The organism is Haloferula chungangensis (assembly GCF_042664875.1).
Taxonomy (GTDB): Bacteria; Verrucomicrobiota; Verrucomicrobiia; order Verrucomicrobiales; family Akkermansiaceae; genus Haloferula; species Haloferula chungangensis.
Genome location: NZ_JBHTBS010000013.1, coordinates 66,653 through 83,416, shown reverse-complemented (window position 1 = coordinate 83,416; position 16,764 = coordinate 66,653). Strand labels below are relative to the sequence as shown.

General features: G+C 59.5%; 17 protein-coding genes. 13 read left to right on the top strand and 4 right to left on the bottom strand.

Features of this window, described 5'->3' with window-relative positions:
* Positions 1–12: 12 nt before the first annotated feature.
* Positions 13–1,236, bottom strand: a complete 1,224-nt coding sequence (locus ACFQY0_RS18550; protein ID WP_379715567.1) for a TolC family protein — start codon at positions 1,234–1,236, stop codon at positions 13–15.
* A 253-nt stretch (positions 1,237–1,489) separates the two neighbouring features.
* Here ACFQY0_RS18550 and ACFQY0_RS18545 point away from each other — a divergent pair, with 253 nt between their 5' ends.
* From ACFQY0_RS18545 to ACFQY0_RS18530, 4 genes are all read left to right on the top strand, one after another.
* Positions 1,490–1,780 carry a hypothetical protein gene (locus tag ACFQY0_RS18545; protein WP_379715564.1) on the top strand — a complete coding sequence of 97 codons (291 nt, stop codon included), beginning with the start codon at positions 1,490–1,492 and terminating at the stop codon, positions 1,778–1,780.
* A gap of 43 nt (positions 1,781–1,823) precedes the next feature.
* On the top strand, positions 1,824–2,822 hold the full coding sequence (locus ACFQY0_RS18540) for a hypothetical protein (protein WP_379715561.1): 999 nt from the start codon (positions 1,824–1,826) through the stop codon (positions 2,820–2,822).
* A gap of 106 nt (positions 2,823–2,928) precedes the next feature.
* Positions 2,929–3,531, top strand: a complete 603-nt coding sequence (locus tag ACFQY0_RS18535) for an N-acetylmuramoyl-L-alanine amidase family protein (RefSeq protein WP_379715558.1) — start codon at positions 2,929–2,931, stop codon at positions 3,529–3,531.
* Positions 3,532–3,607: 76 nt separating this feature from the next.
* A complete protein-coding gene (locus tag ACFQY0_RS18530) occupies positions 3,608–5,080 on the top strand; it encodes an NAD(P)H-hydrate dehydratase (RefSeq protein WP_379715555.1) in 1,473 nt (490 codons plus the stop codon).
* Between the two features lie 197 nt (positions 5,081–5,277).
* Here ACFQY0_RS18530 and ACFQY0_RS18525 read toward each other — a convergent pair whose 3' ends face one another.
* The 3 genes from ACFQY0_RS18525 to ACFQY0_RS18515 all read right to left on the bottom strand — a co-directional run bounded on the left by ACFQY0_RS18525 (position 5,278) and on the right by ACFQY0_RS18515 (position 7,439).
* Positions 5,278–5,649, bottom strand: coding sequence for a hypothetical protein (locus ACFQY0_RS18525; protein WP_379715552.1), 372 nt, complete (start codon positions 5,647–5,649; stop codon positions 5,278–5,280).
* Positions 5,650–5,816: 167 nt separating this feature from the next.
* The gene (locus ACFQY0_RS18520; protein WP_379715549.1) at positions 5,817–6,128 is read right to left on the bottom strand and encodes a putative signal transducing protein; all 312 of its coding nucleotides are present in this window, start codon (positions 6,126–6,128) and stop codon (positions 5,817–5,819) included.
* 225 nt (positions 6,129–6,353) lie between these two features.
* Complete coding sequence (locus ACFQY0_RS18515) at positions 6,354–7,439, bottom strand: PIN/TRAM domain-containing protein (RefSeq protein WP_379715546.1); 1,086 nt, start codon at positions 7,437–7,439, stop codon at positions 6,354–6,356.
* A gap of 309 nt (positions 7,440–7,748) precedes the next feature.
* Here ACFQY0_RS18515 and glgP point away from each other — a divergent pair, with 309 nt between their 5' ends.
* The 9 genes from glgP to arsB all read left to right on the top strand — a co-directional run bounded on the left by glgP (position 7,749) and on the right by arsB (position 16,761).
* Positions 7,749–9,413: an alpha-glucan family phosphorylase gene (gene glgP / locus ACFQY0_RS18510; RefSeq protein ID WP_379715543.1), complete on the top strand. Its 1,665-nt coding sequence runs from the start codon at positions 7,749–7,751 to the stop codon at positions 9,411–9,413.
* A gap of 397 nt (positions 9,414–9,810) precedes the next feature.
* Positions 9,811–11,220 (top strand): cytochrome c oxidase accessory protein CcoG, encoded by a 1,410-nt coding sequence (gene ccoG, locus ACFQY0_RS18505; RefSeq protein ID WP_379715540.1) that lies wholly within the window; start codon positions 9,811–9,813, stop codon positions 11,218–11,220.
* Complete coding sequence (locus ACFQY0_RS18500) at positions 11,198–11,365, top strand: hypothetical protein (protein ID WP_379715537.1); 168 nt, start codon at positions 11,198–11,200, stop codon at positions 11,363–11,365. The genes ccoG and ACFQY0_RS18500 overlap by 23 nt, the downstream gene beginning before the upstream one ends.
* A 44-nt stretch (positions 11,366–11,409) precedes the next feature.
* Positions 11,410–12,123: a sulfite exporter TauE/SafE family protein gene (locus ACFQY0_RS18495; protein WP_379715534.1), complete on the top strand. Its 714-nt coding sequence runs from the start codon at positions 11,410–11,412 to the stop codon at positions 12,121–12,123.
* Positions 12,124–12,228: 105 nt separating this feature from the next.
* On the top strand, positions 12,229–14,373 hold the full coding sequence (locus ACFQY0_RS18490; protein WP_379715531.1) for a hypothetical protein: 2,145 nt from the start codon (positions 12,229–12,231) through the stop codon (positions 14,371–14,373).
* 61 nt (positions 14,374–14,434) lie between these two features.
* Complete coding sequence (locus tag ACFQY0_RS18485; protein WP_379715528.1) at positions 14,435–14,734, top strand: ArsR/SmtB family transcription factor; 300 nt, start codon at positions 14,435–14,437, stop codon at positions 14,732–14,734.
* Positions 14,731–15,198, top strand: coding sequence for a DUF6428 family protein (locus tag ACFQY0_RS18480; RefSeq protein ID WP_379715525.1), 468 nt, complete (start codon positions 14,731–14,733; stop codon positions 15,196–15,198). The genes ACFQY0_RS18485 and ACFQY0_RS18480 overlap by 4 nt, the downstream gene beginning before the upstream one ends.
* A gap of 49 nt (positions 15,199–15,247) precedes the next feature.
* On the top strand, positions 15,248–15,673 hold the full coding sequence (locus ACFQY0_RS18475; protein WP_379715522.1) for an arsenate reductase ArsC: 426 nt from the start codon (positions 15,248–15,250) through the stop codon (positions 15,671–15,673).
* Positions 15,670–16,761 carry an ACR3 family arsenite efflux transporter gene (gene arsB, locus ACFQY0_RS18470; protein WP_379715519.1) on the top strand — a complete coding sequence of 364 codons (1,092 nt, stop codon included), beginning with the start codon at positions 15,670–15,672 and terminating at the stop codon, positions 16,759–16,761. Before ACFQY0_RS18475 ends, arsB begins: the two co-directional genes overlap by 4 nt.
* The last annotated feature ends 3 nt before the right edge of the window (positions 16,762–16,764 follow it).

Sequence of the window (16,764 nt, the reverse complement as noted above, 5' to 3'; positions counted from 1 at the left end):
TAGATAGTAAATTTATGGGTTTCCCAAGGCGGTCTGATAGCGCACCCGCGCCAACTGGAAGTTTTCGAGGGCTTCCAGCCGAGCTGCCGCCAGCTCGAGTCGTTGTTCCTGTGAGCGCAGCACCGCAAGCAGGTCACCCTGCCCGTTGCGCCACGCCTGTTCGGCCAGATCGGTCTGCTCGGCAGCCTGGGGTGAGAGCGTCATTTCGATCTCCTTGGCCAGATTGGCCCATTCGAGCATTTCCGCCCGCGCTGCCTCGGCTTCCAGACGGATGCCTTGATTGAGTGCGATGACTTCCTGGCGCCGCCGTTCGGCCTTGGCTTCCGCCGCATCGATATTGCCTTCGTTCTTATCCCAAAACGGAAGAGGGATCTTGAATCGAACTCCGATGATGCCGTCGACCTCGGAGCCTTCAGGCTCGTCGATGCTGCGTTCGGCGCCGGCATAGACCCCGGCCTCGACATCTCCGTAGCGTTTGGTGCGTTCGATGGCGGTTTCCTGCTCTGCCGCAATGACTGCCAGCCGGGCCATTTCAAGCGCCGGGCGCTCCACCTCATCGGCTCCTTCCGGAACCCGCAGGGAGGGCAGCGATCCAGAAACATGCAGGGTTTCTCCAGGAAACATGCCTAACAGCGGCTTCAGTTCGCCGATGGCTTGCTGTTCCGCCGCGGCGAGCTGACGGCTTTGCGTCAGGAATCGGGACGCTTCCAGCTTCGCTTGCCCCGCATCCAGGCTTGAGGCCTCGCCTTTCTTCGCCACTTCCGCGATGAAGTCGGCGAGCTCGTTTGCAAGGTCGGCCTGCTGCTTGAGCAACTCCTTGCGCTGGCGCACGGCAAGCACCCTCACCAAAGCCGCCTTGGCATCACCGATCAATTGGTTGGTGATCTCCCTGACTTCGGTTTGGGCGGCTTGCACCGACGTAGCTCCGAGATTCTTCTCGAGCTTGAGCCGATTGGTAACCGGAAACCTCTGGCTAACCCCCATTTCGAAAAGCCCTTCCCGAAACTTCGTGTTGTGCTCCAATCCCACTTCAAGCTGGGGATTCTCCAGCCGACCGGATTGTCGCAGACGCCCGGCCGCTTCCTGAATAGTGAAGCGGGCCGCCTTCAGGTCAGGGTTCTGGGATCGGACGCGGTCGCCGATGCTTCCCAGCGTGACCACCGCCCCCGGTTCGGCCGCCGCCGGAAAAGTGAACGCCAGGCATGCCGTGAACACGGCAATACGATAAAAATACATAAAAAATAGATAATGAGATGTGTCGATAGAACCGTCCTCTAACAGCGAGAACCATGGTCCATGAGATGGGATCTAAACCGCGGACACGAAGGGGCCACGGTGGGACGGGCTACTCCACAGGGAGTCCCGGAGCGCAATCAAGGAGCGCTCAGATCAGAGGGGGCTTATCGAGAGAGTACACAGGCTCATCCGGCGACTTCTCGTCACCGGAAGAAAGTGTCGTTCTTCCCTCCTCAAGCACAGCAAGCGAGCAATGAGCGCCCGTTTCCGTCGTCAACACACCATTCGCACAGCAGTGGCCCTGATGGTGGTGGTGGTGGTGATGGGGTCCCGGCGGACAGTCTGGTCCGTGGTCGTCATCATGCTCATCGAGTGGCGCCTGATGATCGAGATCCGCATCACAACAATGCTCGGCTTCGACACAAGGGGCCAAAGGGACCCCTTGAACCGTCAGCAGACGGCCTCCGAGCCCGGCAAAAACGCCGAGCACCAAAAGCCATGTCGCGATTCGAAGCACGGCGCTAAAAAACTCCATTTTCCATAAGCGTCAAGATGAAAGCTGCCGGCCGATGGCGATCGAAAGCCTGATGCTTCGATCATTCAGACGCCCCAAAGGAGGGTGGATGGCGGAAAATAGCCGTAATTTCACGCTTCCCGGCGAAATCCGTTGGATTGACGTCGCGCAACCTGTGCGCTACGGCTTCGGCCGAATGATTGGCCACCGCATCCTCATAACCCTCGCGATCCTCCTCGGCTTCGCCGCCAGTGCCTCCTCTCAGGTCACCGTCGATCTCAAGTTTCCGAAGTCCAGCTACCTCCATGGAGAAAACGTTCTGGTCGCCGTTTCAATCACCAACATGTCCGGTCAGGATCTCGTTTTCCAGGGAAGCGAGCGTGAGCCATGGATTGATTTCATGGTCAATTCCGGTCGCGGAGTCCCGCTCACACCGGTCGCCCGCCCCGCCTTCGGAGTTGTAAAAATCCCCGCTGGAAAGACTGTCGCCCGCTCGGTTGAACTCAACAAGCTCTACTCCCTCAACGACCTGGGAAATTATTCCGTCTATGCCATCGTGCGGCCCCCGGGTCGCCAAGGTGCCGGATTTCAGTCGCAGCGCCACCTTTTCACCGTCAGCACTGCCAAACCCTACTGGTCACAGGTGGTCGGCGTGCCGGGCAAAGCGGGCCAGAGCCGCGAATATCGCCTGATCCAGTTCACTGGTGGACGCAAGTTGATGCTGTATGTTCAGGTGGCTGATGCGAAAACCGGCCATGTGCTGCGTACCCACGGGCTTGGCGAATCCCTCTTTTTCCGCAAGCCAACCATCACGGTGGATGGAGCGCTCACGATGCACGTGCTCTACCTCGCCACACCGGAAATCTGGGGCCACGTCAGAGTGAATCCCGACGGTGAATTCCTCGGCCGCGATCTATTTAAAAATTCTGAGTACGGCGACCCCTCCCTGATCAAACTTCAGGACGGCACCGTGCGCGTCAATGGTGGCATTCCCTACGATCCGAAAGCCGAAGCGGAACGCGAAGCGCAATCCAGAAAAGCCTCCGATCGTCCTGCCTTCATCTACGAATAAGGCGGTTACCTACCGCCCAGCTTGAATTTTTCTTTACATAAGAGCAGTTTTTTATTAACGAATCTGAATAGTTTTTAAAACTTAACTGACTCACCCTGTTTTGCCCATGAACCCGATGCTTCGCGCGGCGATTATCGCCCTGACTGGATTATTTTTACTCAATTCCGCCCAAGCACGCAGCTTCCGCACGGTGGTGATCGACCCCGGTCACGGCGGTCATGATAAAGGAGGCCAGTGGGGCCTCGTTTACGAAAAGCACCTCGCCCTCGACACCTCGGCCCGCCTCGAGAAGGAACTCAAAAAGCGCGGCATCCGCACGGTGATGACTCGTCGCAGTGACTACTTTATTTCCCTGCCCGAGCGGGTCCGCATCACCAAGCAGTACAGCGACGCCATTTTCGTCAGCATCCATTACAACTACACTTGGAAGCAACACGTCACCGGCCTCGAAACCTTCTATACGAGCAGCAAGAGTCAGCCGCTCGCAGCCTACGTCCAGTCCGGCATGATGAGCAAAGTCCGCACCGTCAACCGCGGCGTCAAATTCGCCCGCTTCTACGTCATCAATCACGCCACCTGCCCGGCGATTCTCGTCGAATGTGGGTTCGTCAGCAATGCCGGTGAGCGCGCGCGCATGAAGTCGGCATGGTGGCGCCAGTCCCTCGCTGAAGGCATTGCGGATGGCATTGTGCGCTACCGCCGCAGCTAGGCAAACGGCCGGTCACTTTCTTTTTTCTCAAAGCGGCACCACTCGACTTGGTGCCGCTTTTTCGTATCTTCACGGCATGAGTCATGTCGGTGCCCGGGAAATGCGCGCCATCGAGGAAGCCGCCTTCCTGCGGGGCGTCGATCCCGGTGAGCTGATGGACCGCGCCGGTGAAGGAATCGCCGCCCGCCTCCTCGACCACTTTCCCCTGCCCGGCACTGCCATCGCCTACCTCGGAAAAGGCAACAACGCCGGCGACGCGCTCGTCGCGCTGGAAATCCTTCAACGCGCCGGTTGGCAGATTGCCCTGCGCAGCGCCCATCCCGAAAGCGAGTGGAGCCCGCTTTCCCGCGCACGTCTCGACCGTCTCGGCATGCCACCTCGGGAAGTTCCCCCGCATCCAGCGCGCCCCCTGCTACTCCTCGATGGCCTTCTGGGCATCGGCGCCAAGGGGCCTCTCCGCCCTCCTCTTTCCGTCCTGGCCGAGGAAATGCGCGAACTCCGCCAAAGCCACGGAGCCATCATCGCCGCGATGGACCTGCCCTCCGGGCTCGATTCCGATAGCGGCGAACTCCATGCGGGCGGCGTAATCGCCGATCTGAACCTCACCGTGGGCATTCCGAAGTCCGGTCTTCTAACAGACTCTGCGGCAGGAGCCACAGGCCGTCTCTTTCTCATCCCCCTCGACGATCTTCCCATCCCCGACCGCCCCGGTCTGCAGCTCATCACGCCCGCCACCATCCACGGTTTACTTCCTCCACGTCCCCACCAGTTCCACAAGGGCGACGCGGGTCGCGTCGCCATCCTCGCCGGCTCAGAGGGGATGAGCGGAGCGGCCGCCCTGACCTCCACTGCCGCCCTTCACGCCGGAGCTGGTCTCGTCACCCTTCATCTCGGGCCCGACACCTCGATCAGCACACCCCCGGAGATCATGGTGACACGAAGTCCTGATAGAGTTCGCGAAGCATTCACCACCCGTGCCGACGCCCGAATCATCGGCCCCGGACTCGGCAAGGCGGATGACACCACCCGGAAAAGCCTGTTAGATCACCTCGCTGACAACGATCTCCCCACCATCCTCGACGCCGATGCCCTGAACTGGATTGCTGAAGCCAAGCGGCTTGATCTACTAGGTTCCCAGTACCTTATCACTCCCCATCCTGGCGAATTTTCCCGCCTTGCCCCCGACCTTGCCGATCTTCCCCGCGCCGAAGCTGCCGCGCGCTTTGTCGAACGCCACCCCTGCACCCTGCTTCTCAAAGGGGCCCGCACGCTCATTGCATCACCTGACGAGGAGATGCGCATCAACTCCACCGGTCACGCCGGCATGGCCAGCGGCGGCCAGGGCGACGTCCTTGCGGGCGTTTGTGGTGCCCTGCTCGCCAGTGGTCACACGCCGATGGACGCCGCCACCCTCGCCGCCTGGCTCTGCGGCCGAGCCGCCGAACGAGCCATCACTTACGGAGACGAAAGCCCCGAATCCACCACCGCCACCCACACCATTTCCAACCTTGGCGGTGCCTTTACCGACTGGCGTGAGCGAAGAAGATAGGAGGCGCAACACCTTGTCGCGCAACTCAAGCCCAACCCTGAAAGGGTCACTGATAGTAGCCCGAGGCACGAGCGCCGCCCCGGGTAAGCATTTCCAGATTTTCAGCGAACGAGCCACGGAAGTCCCCTTCACCCTTCCGCTCATCCGAAGTTCGCCCAACCGAAACCCGCCACCCTCCCAACCGAAACCCGCCACCCTCAATCCCGCGAATCCGCCACTCCGCCCTCCCGCACGCATCGAAAATAGTTCACCCCCAGCGGAATCATGATCAACAACGCTGTCAGGAAACAGAAGCTAATGTCCGCCACAAAGGTCGGATGCACATCCGGCCTGAGTTGATTTTTCGTCGCCGCCACTGCCAGCACCACTCCTAGAAACACATGGAAGGGGCCTAACAACCTCACCCATCCTTCGAATCGATGCGGCCGCATTCCCGCCAACATCGACGCAATCCCGATGCACCCAAAAGTCGCCGACGCCATCTTCAACCAATAGTCCAACAACGGCCGATACTCGATCCGCCCGGCTCCCATCAGATAGAGCTGCTCCGACGCAGATTCCCAAGACACAAAGGTGAACCAAAACGATATCCCCCAGCCCGCACTACAGAGGAACAAACCCAACTTCAATGTCCACAGCCACGCCTTTGACTGCGGGATAAGGCTCCTTCGATTGGGATTCAACAGAGCTTATGTTTCTGGGTGAAATCGTTGGAACGCTTTGCAGAATCCACGCCTTACGGCATCAGGGACTCACCACATTTCCAGCAGACTCCAAAAGTCCCGGGATTTGTCTCACCACAATTCGAGCATAGCAGCTCTTCCTCGACGCTCCCATTCGACGACTCGAGATAGCCACGAATCACGGCAACACCGCGACTCAGATCTTTTTCATCGAGAATGCAAAGGGCTGGAGTCACCTCAGGAATCGCAACCGTCGTGATCGCGGCAAATTCATTTCGATAGAGTGTTCGGATTCCCTCGGCTTCAAGAAGGCTCTGCAAGTGACCGACGGTGGCACTATCTCGACTGCGGAAAACTTCGGTCATGGTTTGGTTATTTGGCGGGTTTGGGGCAAAACACTTCAGGTCACAATCAACTGACCCACTCCTAAATGGAGCAGTTGAGGGCCGCGATGACAAGCGGTTTCAAGCCCACCTGGTTAGAGGCGCATTGCGCCAAATAGAAGGATGCCGGGAAGATCGTCGGGGCTTGCCGGGCTTCCGCCTCAAGAGGGATCTCACGAACAGAAATTGGAAGGGCCGCCCTGTGCTTCACCCCTCCACCAATTCGCCGAACACCATCACTCCGCCGCTTGTCTGAAGCGTGCTGATCACCAGCACTTCCTGAGTCGTGCCGATCTTCTCCACGGCGTGGTTCACGACAATCATCGTGCCATCCGCGAGGTAGCCGACGGCCTGGTGATCGTCTTTTCCCGTGCGCACCAGCGGAAGACGGAACTTTTCACCCACCACCACGGTCGGCCGGAGGGCATCGGAGAGATCGTTCAAGTTCAGCACATCGACACCTCGAAGCTTGGCGACCTTGCTGAGATTCTCATCCGTGGTCATCAGACGAGCGCCGAGCAGTTGGGTGATCTGCAGCAACCGGCCATTGATCGTTTCATCCGTCGACACCCCGCGCGCTTCTTCCAGCGAGATCTGAAGGTCCTTGTCCTCCTGCATCTGCTCCAGCGAGGCCAATCCCCGCTCAGCCCGCTGGCGGTTTGCCTGCGAGGGGGAGTTCGCGAGCACCTGAATGTCATCGAGCACGAAGCGGGGGACGATCAGCCGGCCGGCAAGAAATCCGGATCGCGCCACGCCGGACACGCGGCCATCCATGATCGCCTCGGCATCGAGAACCACGGGCTGGCCGGTGCTGCTGTCCTGCCGGAAGCGGACGTAGGGAAGAATGAAGGCAAAGTCATCGCGACTGCTCCGCAGCGCCAATACCGCTCCGAGAAATCCAAAGCTGGCATAGAGCAGCGAATTGACGGCGAGTGAGACCGTCAGCGCGATATCGGGCCCCGACAGGATCCTTCCGCTATCCAATTCAAACTCGCGATTCATTGCCGAGCTCAGCACCTCGGTCAGACCGACACGGGTCACCAGGAACGCGCAGAATAGTCCGACGAGCAGTCCGAAAGTTGCCGTGGAAAATCCGCGGAGCGTGAAGCCTTCCATCAGCTTTTCGACGAGGATGAAGAAGCCCGCCACGGCCAGGCCACCGAGCAAGCCGGCCCAGATCGGGATTTCCCAGGCCTCGTTCCCCCGGGTGCTGAAGGCCAATGCGGCTCCCGCCGCCTCGCAAATGAGGAGGTAGATCAGTCGAGCGATGTTGACGGAGGCCGGTGCGTGCATCTTCCGGTGACGACACTCCACTTTCAGCCCTCCAATGTGCAAGCAAACACTTGGCCGAAACCCCGACGGCGCCCTTTCGCGCGGGGTATTCCCAGATGTCGCCTCCACGACGGCGCGGCGGCATTTACGAGCTGGCGGTGCTGAGACTCGACAATTCGTCCGGATTGCCGCACCGATTTCCCTGCAGCTTGGAACGAACTGAGCTTCGCTTTTCCCGAAAATCTCCAGAATCCCGAAAATCTGCTCCAGGCCACCGCCACCGTTGCGGAAATCCCGGAGCCAATCCTTTTCCCAAGAAATCAAATCGTCATGACCAAGTCATTGCTCCCCGCGCCTTACGCACACCCCTACGAGATCGATCCGAAGTATGCGAAGAGCGCCGTTTATTTTTGCTGTGAGTTCGCCATCGATCAGTCCTTCAAAATCTACTCCGGTGGTCTCGGTTTCCTCGCCGGTTCGCACATGCGCTCTGCCGCCGCACTGAAGCAGAACCTCGTCGGGATCGGCGTCTACTGGACCTGCGGCTACTACAACCAGACCCGCGGCGAAGGCCGCGAAATGGCCGTCCAGTTCCGCAGTAAGGAATACGCCTTCCTTCAAGACACCGGCATCCGTTTCCAGATTCCAATCTATGGCAAACAGGTCTGGGTAGGTGCCCATTTCCTCCCGGGCGAAGTCTTCGGCACCGTGCCGATGTTCTTCCTAACAACCGACCTCCCCGAAAATGACGCTGATGACCGCCAGATCACCCAGCGCCTCTACGACAATGATCCTTACCGGCGCATTGCCCAGTACACCGTGCTCGGTGCCGGTGGAGCCCGTTTGCTGGAAGAGCTCAAGGTCGACCCTGAAGTCTGGCACCTCAACGAAGCCCATGCCCTTTCCGCCGCCTTCCGGGTCCTCGAGAGATTCAAAGGTGACGTCAAGGAAGTGAAGAAACGCTTCGTTTTCACCACGCACACTCCGGAAGAAGCCGGCAACGAAAAGCACGAGTTTGAACTGCTCAAGAAAGCCAGTTTCTTCGGCTCGCTCGACGAGGCCACCGTCCGCAAGGCCACCGGTATCGAAGGCGACACTTTCAACCACTCGCTGGCGGCACTGCGGATGAGCCGGGCCGCGAATGGAGTCTCGAAGCTTCATGGCGAGGTCTCCCGCAAAATGTGGGGCGGCTACGACGATATCTGCTCGATCGGTCATGTCACCAACGCCCAGAATGCCCAGTATTGGAAGGACCGCGGTCTTGAGCGGGCCCGAGTCAACAAGGACACCGAATTCCTCGCCGAGCGGAAAAAGGAACTTCGCCAGCAGCTATTCCGCCTGGTGGCCGACCAAACCGGCAAACTCCTCGACCCCAAAGCGCTGACCATCGTCTGGGCGCGGCGTTTCGCCGGATACAAGCGTGCTGATCTCATCACGCGCGATGAAAAGCTCTTCCGCGAACTCCTCAACATCAGCGATCGGCCTGTCCAGATCATCTGGGCCGGCAAGCCCTTCCCCTTCGACTACGGCGCCATCCACACCTTCAATCATCTCGTCCGTCTCACCAAGGACTACCCGAACGCCTCCGTGGTCGTCGGCTACGAGCTCGAGATCTCCCGACAGTTGAAATACGGTGCAGACATCTGGCTCAACAACCCGGTCGTCACCCGCGAAGCCTCCGGCACCTCGGGCATGACCGCAGCCATGAACGCGGCCGTCAATCTCTCCACCTTCGATGGCTGGGTTTGCGAGTTCGCCAAGGACGGCCACAACTCGTTCATCGTCCCGCCAGCCGATCCATCGCTCACACCGGAGGAACGCGACCGTCATGACCTCCTCGGCATCCATCGCATTCTCCGCGAAACGGTCATTCCCATGTTTTATGACCGCCCCGATGACTGGTGGAACATCGTCCTCAACTCCATGAACGAAGTCGTCCCCTTCTTCGACTCCGACCGCATGGCAGACGAGTATTACACCAGCATCTACAAGTAATCGGGAGAGGAGCGTGGAAGCGCCTGTGCCCTGATTCTGATTGCAAAGCCGGGTGGCACCACCCCGTGTCCCTGACATCAGAAAACCCAGACTCGCTCGCGTTTCTGGGTTTTTCGTTTCCCGCACCGGCATTTAAGCTGCGGCAAAAGATCCTGCTCATCGGAGACCGGAGCCCCGTTCCGCAAAAATCCGCCTTTCAGCCTTCAAAGCGCCGATCGTCCGGGATCGGCGCCATCAGACCGGGCAGGCGTGAACCGGGGACCCTGGCCCCAGAAATCCAGAAAGCACCTGTCTTCCACCTCCGTGCCTCCGCCTTTTTTGTGGCAAGAAACGCACCATCCTGCGCATCCCATGCGGAGCGGTTTTGCGGATCCGAGTCCAGATTGGGGCTGACCCAATGTCCTCACCCGCTTCCAAGCAGCCCAACCTCGATTCGGTCACCACGATCAACGAGGACGGATCCCGCTATTTTCTTCACCCGGCCGATGTTAAGGGCAAGTGGACCACGCTGCGCCGAATCTTCGGATTCACGCTGATCAGCCTCTACGTGGCTCTCCCCTGGATTCCCATCAATGGCGCCCCCGCACTCTTCTTCGACGTGGAGAACCGCCGCTTCCACGTCTTCGGATTGACGCTCGTCACTCAGGATCTGTGGGTGCTCTTCTTCGGCATCAGCGGCCTGGGCTTCACGCTCTTCTTCGTCACCGCGCTGCTCGGGCGGCTGTGGTGCGGATGGGCCTGCCCCTACACCGTTTTCCTCGATCACATTTTCCGCCGTATCGAGCGGATCATCGAAGGCGATGCCCCCGCACGAAAGAAACTTGCTGCCGCCCCATGGACCGCCGGAAAGGTCACCAAGCGCGTCGTCAAGCACTCGCTCTACGCCCTCTGCTCTGCGCTGATTGCCCACGTCTTCCTCTCCTACTTCGTCTCGCTCGAAAGACTTTACCGCTACATGAACGAAAGCCCGATCGCTCACGCGACCGCTTTCGGCATCGTCCTCTTCCTAACAGCCGCGCTGTGGTTTTGCTTCGGCTACTTCCGCGAGCAGTTCTGCGTCATCATGTGCCCCTACGGCCGTTTGCAAAGCGCCCTCAGCGATGACGACACCGTCAATATCGGCTACGACGAAGTGCGCGGCGAGCCACGCGGAAAGAAAGGCTCCACTGAAGGCGACTGCATCGACTGCCGGCGCTGCGTCAACGTCTGCCCCACCGGGATCGACATCCGCAACGGACTGCAGATGGAATGCATCGGCTGTACCGCCTGCATCGATGCCTGCGACGACATCATGCGCAAGATCGACCGCCCTACCGGCCTGATCCGCTACGACTCGCTGAAGGGTCTCGCCCATCAGAAGCGTCGTTTCCTGCGTCCCCGCGTCATCGCCTACACCATTCTTGGCCTGCTGGGTCTCGGATTCTTTGCCATTGCCGCCACGAAAAAGGCCAAGCCCTATACCGCCCAGTTTGCGAAAGTGGCGATGGCCGGCATGCCCTTCCAGGCCGATGCCGCTGGCGTCCGGAATTTCTATCAACTCCGCTTCTACAATAAGCGAAATCAACCCGCCTCCTTCCGCGTATCCCTCGTCGATGCACCGGAGGGCTTCATCCTCAGCGGTAGCGAACAAACCATTGAAGCTGCCCCAGGTGAAGAAATCAGTCGCCAATTTGTCGCCATCGCCCCTGCCGAAGCCTACAAAGGGCGGACATCACTCACCTTACAGGTCATCGCCAATCCCGGGGAGGTGACCATCAATCAAACCGTCACCTTCCTTGGTCCCAATGCAGACACTCTCAATCCCTAACAACTCCGAACCCATGTTCGTCAAACGCCCCTGGCTCATTATCGTCTTCGCCTTCCTGCTGCTCATTGCCGCCTGGACGGCCCTGATCACTATCGCCGTCAAGCACACCCCCGAGCGCATCGAAGTCAGCGCCCCCGCCAAATAGAAAGAAGTCTTCCGTCTTCTGTCTCAAAGTCTTCCTTCTTTAGCATGACCACCATCACCACGTTCGGCGCCCTCGCCGTCGGACTTGCCACCAGTGTTCACTGTGCTGGCATGTGTGGTCCTATTGCCTGTGGCGTCGGCACCCTTGCCAAAAGCGAGACCGAACGCCTGACCGCCGCCTCGCTCTACCACGCCAGCCGGCTCTTCGCTTACACCGTCATCGGCGCGATCTGTGGTGCGCTGGGAAAGGAACCTCTCAGTTGGTTCTTCGACTCTCCCGCCGTGCTCCTCCCCTGGGCCCTCGTCGCCGCCTTGCTCCTTCTTGCCAGCGGACTCGATAAGAAGATCCCCCGCCCCAAGATCCTCAACCGCCTGACCGCCCGTGCCCGTCTCAAGGCCGGTCGCTTTTCCGCCATTGGTGGTGCCACCACCATGGGTCTGCTCACGCCCTTCCTCCCTTGCGGGCCGCTCTACGCCGTCTTCATCGCCCTCATGGCCTCCGGCTCCGCCGCCCGTGGCGCCGAAGCCGCCCTCGCCTTCGGCCTCGGCACCGTCCCGCTGCTGTGGCTCGCCCAGCACCATTTCCACCGCCTGCGCATGAAGCTCACCCCCATCCGCCTCGCCCAGATTCAGCGCGGTCTGGCCCTCGTCACCGCCCTGCTCCTCGCCTGGCGCCTTCATGACACCCTGCCCGATTTCTCCGCCAAGGCGGATACCGTTCCCGCCGAAACCAGGGAACTCCCCAGCTGCTGCCACTAGGATCCAGCAGCGGCGGGTGCCTTCACGCCCCTGAGTTCGAACTGGATTCGCCCCGAGACAAATCTCGACATCACCGCCCAAGCGGCTATTCAACGGTGATATCTCATGAAAACCCCACCGATTTCGGTTCTCACTTTGGTTATTGGACTCGCCATCGGATTCCTCGCGACACGTGCCTTTGACTCGAGCCCGTCTTCAGGGACAGCCCATGCGTCTTCCAATCAGCAGGAGGGAAGTAGCATCCCGAAGAGGCCAGGCGCGGCCAGCACCAAGCCGAAAAAGCGGGTCCAATCCGCAGGCTTCGATGCCAGAGCCTCTGGCAAACTTGCCGAGCTCCTCGAACTGACGAGTCCCTATCACGGTGCCATGCCGACCATGGAATTCGCCCAAATGATCGAAAGTCTGGATGCCAGCGAGATCACGGCAATCCTCAGCGATCTGGAAGCCACTTCAAGCAACGATCCGCGGGCTTACAAGGTTCGGAATGCACTCTATGGACAATGGGCGACGATCGACCCGCTCGGCTCATGGACTTCCGCACTGGAGATGAAAAAGGTCGGTCTCCGAGGTCAGGCGCTTTCCGCCATTATCGGAGTCGTCACCCTGTCCGATGTCGAGCAGGCGAAGACCCTCATCGCAGAGTTGAAATCCAAGCAGGACAAGCAGGCGTCCATCCAGGCATTCGTCGGAGTCGTCGCCACCCAGAATCCAAAGCAAGCCTATGACTTCGTCAAAGATCATCTGGATGCGCGCAACAACTACTTCCTGCACACGCTCTTCTATACCTGGGCAAGCAATGACTCGGCAGGCGCGATTGCCGAACTCAGCACCATGAAGGGGTCCGCGGATCGCCAGCAAGCGGTGTCCGCAATCGCCAACGCTCTGGCAGCCGAAAACCCCGAGCGAGCCATCGAGTTCGTGATGAACCTCGAGAACAAGATGGAATCCCGCAACGCGCTCAACTCCATGGTCAGCACGATCGCCGCCACCGATCCCCAACAGGCCCTGAAGTTCGCCGAGTCCCTTCCTTCCGGGCAGCAGCGAAACAACGCCATGGCGGGGATCGGAAGCACTTGGATGCAAACCGATCCTGACGCGGCGCTGGCCTGGATCACGACTCTGCCGGACGCCGATCGTCTCAATGCCTTGCAGCACGGCATGCACCAGATCATCAGCAACGATGTAGGCGCAGCCGCGAAGCTGCTGGAATCCCTGCCTCCCGGCAATTACACCAGCCACTACTATTCCCAAGTCGGCTCGCAGTGGATTCAGAGCGATCCCGTGGGTGCAAAGGCCTGGGTGGACGGGCTCCCGCATGGCCAGCTTCGCAGTCAGGCAGTGAATGGCATCATCAGCTCCCTTTCGCAAAGCGATCCGGAAAAGGCCGCCAGATTCATCGAGCAGGTCGGCTTCGATCGAAACAATTCCTATCAGATCGGAAGCATCGTCGCCAACTGGGCCGCCAGCGATCGCAACGCCGCCATGGCGTGGATGGAAGGCCTGGACCTCCGCGAGAACGAAAGAAGGAATGCCATGAGCAACATGGTTTCCCAACTGGCGCATCAGGATCCGCAGGAAACCTCTGGCTATGTGCTCTCGCTCACTGACCCGAATGATCGCGAGAATGCCATTCAGTCGCTGGTCGGAGGATGGGCTCAGTCTGATCCTGAAGCCGCCCACGATTGGGTGAAGAACAGCTTGGATGGCGAAGCGAAACACGAGGCGATGAACTCGCTGATCCAACAACTATCTCATCAAAACATCAACTCCGCCATATCCTTCTATGAAGAAGCTACGGCGAATCTCTCTCCAAAGGAAATCAAAGAGGAGTTCTCGAACACGGCCGACCAGATCGTCAGCAATTGGGCGCAGTATGATCCCGCTGGCGCCAGCGAATGGCTGATCGCTCTTCCCGAAGGAGAGCAGCGCAGCAATTCCGTTGCCCAGTTGGTCAGCACCTGGTCCTACAGCGATGCCGCAGGCGCCGCCGAGTTCGTCCTGACCCTGAACGAAGGGAGCGAGCGGGATCGTGCTGTTGGAAGCCTCGTTCAGCGGGTTGCCGAAGAGGACCCGCAAGCCGCCTTCCAATGGGCGGAAAGCATCGGGGACCAGCAACAACGCGAGCAATCCGTCCGTCGGGCGGTCGATCAATGGAAAGACAGTGACCCGACAGCCGCCCGCAAGGCCGTCCACTCGGTCGATATTTCCGATAAGGTGCGGGAGCAGATTCTCCGCAGCCTCGAGCCCTAACAAAGCCCCTGAATAAATCCTCGCTTGACTCCGCTCAACTATTTGGCATTTTCGCCAAGTAATGCCTGCCGCCACTGAAGACCGTCGCATCGCCGTAATTAAGGCGCTGGCGCATCCGACCCGCCTCAAGATGGCGGAAGCCCTTGCGGCGAAGTCGCTGTGCGTCTCGGAAATCCACGCTCTCATTGGCGGTGATCTCTCGACCGTTTCCAAGCACCTCACGCTGATGCGCGAAGCTGGCTGGCTTGCCTGCGAAAAGCAGGGCCTGCACATCCACTATCGTCTCGCCTGCGACTGCCTGGATGAATTTCTCCGCTGCGTCGACATCCTCGCCACCTCTAACACCTGCTGCAAACCATGAACGTCTCCCAATTCCTCCAACTCCTCCGCGAGCACCCCGAGCACACGCTGACATTCGTCCTGTCCGATGGCAGCACGATCCCCCCGCACTACCACATCACCGAAGTCGGTCACGCGAGCAAGACCTTCCTCGACTGCGGAGGAAAAGGTCACCGCACGGAGTCCTGCATTCTCCAGGTGTGGATTGCCGACGACACCGACCATCGACTTCACGCCAAGAAGCTCGTTACCATTTTCGATCGCGCCACCGAACTCATCAGCGACCACGAGCTTCCCATCGAAATCGAACACGAAGCCCCCGTCCTCACCCAGCTCACCATCAGTCGTCATGAAGTGGCAGCTGACAGCCTGGTCTTCCATCTCAGCCACAAGCACACCGACTGCCTCGCCAAGGAGCTCTGCACCCCCAACTTCAACATCCCGGCCATCCCCGGCACCTGCAGCCCCGCCAGCGGTTGCTGCTGATTCCCCTTAATTATCCCGATTTCCCAATCAACCTAATCCCCACAACCAAGTGATCCTCATCCTCTGCACCGGCAACTCCTGCCGCTCCCACCTCGCCGAAGCCATTCTCCAGCGTGCCCTTGGCGACAAATTTCAAGTCGCCTCCGCGGGCTCGAATCCCGCCGGCTACGTCCACCCGCTCGCCCTCAAGGCACTGGAAGAGATCGGCATCGATGCCTCTTCGCACCACTCCAAACACCTCAACGAGTTCCTCGACAAGGACGTCCAGACCGTCATCACCGTCTGTGGCAACGCCGACCAGGCTTGTCCCGTTTTCCCGGGCCAAGTGAACCGCCATCACTGGCCATTCGACGACCCTGCCCACGCCACGGGAACCGAAGACGAGCAGTTCGCCGTCTTCCGCCGCGTTCGCGATGAAATTCAGGCCGTCTTCGGTGCCTACGCCGCCGGCCTGTTAGACCAATCAAAATCATGAGTCTTGATAAGTCCCAGATGGGTTTTTTCGAACGCCATCTGACCCTCTGGGTCGGATTGTGCATCGTCGCCGGCATCGCCTTGGGCAAGCTTGCGCCCGATCTCGCCAAGACGCTCGACGGCATGTCGCTCATGGTGAACGGCGCGCCCGTCGTCTCCATCCCCATCGCCATCTGCCTGTTCTTCATGATGTATCCCATCATGGTGAAAATCGACTTCGGTGAAGTCGTCCAGGCCAGCCGAAATCCAAAGCCGGTGATCCTCACCCTCATCGTGAATTGGGCAATCAAGCCCTTCACCATGCTGGGAATCGCCACGCTTTTTCTTGGCGTCTTCTTCAAGGATCTTCTCCCCGGCACCGAGATCATCAAAGGCGGAGCCGAAGTCGAACTTTACCGATCCTATATCTCCGGCGCCATCCTGTTAGGCATCGCACCCTGCACCGCGATGGTTCTGGTCTGGAGTCACCTTGTCAAAGGCAACCAGGGACTCACGCTGGTCATGGTCGCCGTGAACTCGCTCACCATGCTGCTCCTCTACGGTCTCATCGGAGGTTGGCTTCTCGGCATCAACAGCATGCCGGTGCCATGGCAAGCGCTGCTCCTTTCCGTCTCCATCTACGTCGGCCTGCCTTTGATCGCGGGCTACTACTCACGGAAATGGATCATGAAAGCCAAGGGGCCCGAGTGGTTTCAGGAGAAATTCCTGCATCTTCTCACCCCGGTTTCCATCACCGCCCTCCTTGCGACCTTGGTGCTGCTCTTTAGCTTCAAGGGTGAGACCATCCTCGCGAATCCCCTGACCATCGTCTGGATCGCCATTCCGCTGACGATTCAGACCATCCTGATCTTCGCCATCACCTATGCCGCCGCCCGCTGGCTTGGCTTCTCCTTCGAAAATGCCGCTCCGTCAGCAATGATCGGAGCCTCCAATCACTTCGAAGTCGCCATCGCCACCGCCGTCATGCTCTTTGGACTCTCATCCGGTGCGGCCCTTGCCACCGTTGTCGGCGTGCTCATCGAAGTGCCGCTGATGCTGATGCTCGTGCGCTTCTGCCAGCGCACCCGCGGATGGTTTCCCAGCACTTGAGCC

Bases quoted from the DNA above. Each gene is read 5' to 3' on its own strand.
- ACFQY0_RS18500 (WP_379715537.1), top strand. From the start codon at position 11,198: ATGCAGACACTCTCAATCCCTAACAACTCCGAACCCATGTTCGTCAAA.
- ccoG (WP_379715540.1), top strand. From the start codon at position 9,811: ATGTCCTCACCCGCTTCCAAGCAGCCCAACCTCGATTCGGTCACCACG.
- ACFQY0_RS18545 (WP_379715564.1), top strand. From the start codon at position 1,490: ATGAGCGCCCGTTTCCGTCGTCAACACACCATTCGCACAGCAGTGGCC.
- ACFQY0_RS18550 (WP_379715567.1), bottom strand. From the start codon at position 1,236: ATGTATTTTTATCGTATTGCCGTGTTCACGGCATGCCTGGCGTTCACT.
- ACFQY0_RS18485 (WP_379715528.1), top strand. From the start codon at position 14,435: ATGCCTGCCGCCACTGAAGACCGTCGCATCGCCGTAATTAAGGCGCTG.
- ACFQY0_RS18535 (WP_379715558.1), top strand. From the start codon at position 2,929: ATGAACCCGATGCTTCGCGCGGCGATTATCGCCCTGACTGGATTATTT.
- ACFQY0_RS18490 (WP_379715531.1), top strand. From the start codon at position 12,229: ATGAAAACCCCACCGATTTCGGTTCTCACTTTGGTTATTGGACTCGCC.
- arsB (WP_379715519.1), top strand. From the start codon at position 15,670: ATGAGTCTTGATAAGTCCCAGATGGGTTTTTTCGAACGCCATCTGACC.
- ACFQY0_RS18520 (WP_379715549.1), bottom strand. From the start codon at position 6,128: ATGACCGAAGTTTTCCGCAGTCGAGATAGTGCCACCGTCGGTCACTTG.
- ACFQY0_RS18530 (WP_379715555.1), top strand. From the start codon at position 3,608: ATGAGTCATGTCGGTGCCCGGGAAATGCGCGCCATCGAGGAAGCCGCC.
- ACFQY0_RS18515 (WP_379715546.1), bottom strand. From the start codon at position 7,439: ATGCACGCACCGGCCTCCGTCAACATCGCTCGACTGATCTACCTCCTC.
- glgP (WP_379715543.1), top strand. From the start codon at position 7,749: ATGACCAAGTCATTGCTCCCCGCGCCTTACGCACACCCCTACGAGATC.
- ACFQY0_RS18540 (WP_379715561.1), top strand. From the start codon at position 1,824: ATGCTTCGATCATTCAGACGCCCCAAAGGAGGGTGGATGGCGGAAAAT.
- ACFQY0_RS18495 (WP_379715534.1), top strand. From the start codon at position 11,410: ATGACCACCATCACCACGTTCGGCGCCCTCGCCGTCGGACTTGCCACC.
- ACFQY0_RS18480 (WP_379715525.1), top strand. From the start codon at position 14,731: ATGAACGTCTCCCAATTCCTCCAACTCCTCCGCGAGCACCCCGAGCAC.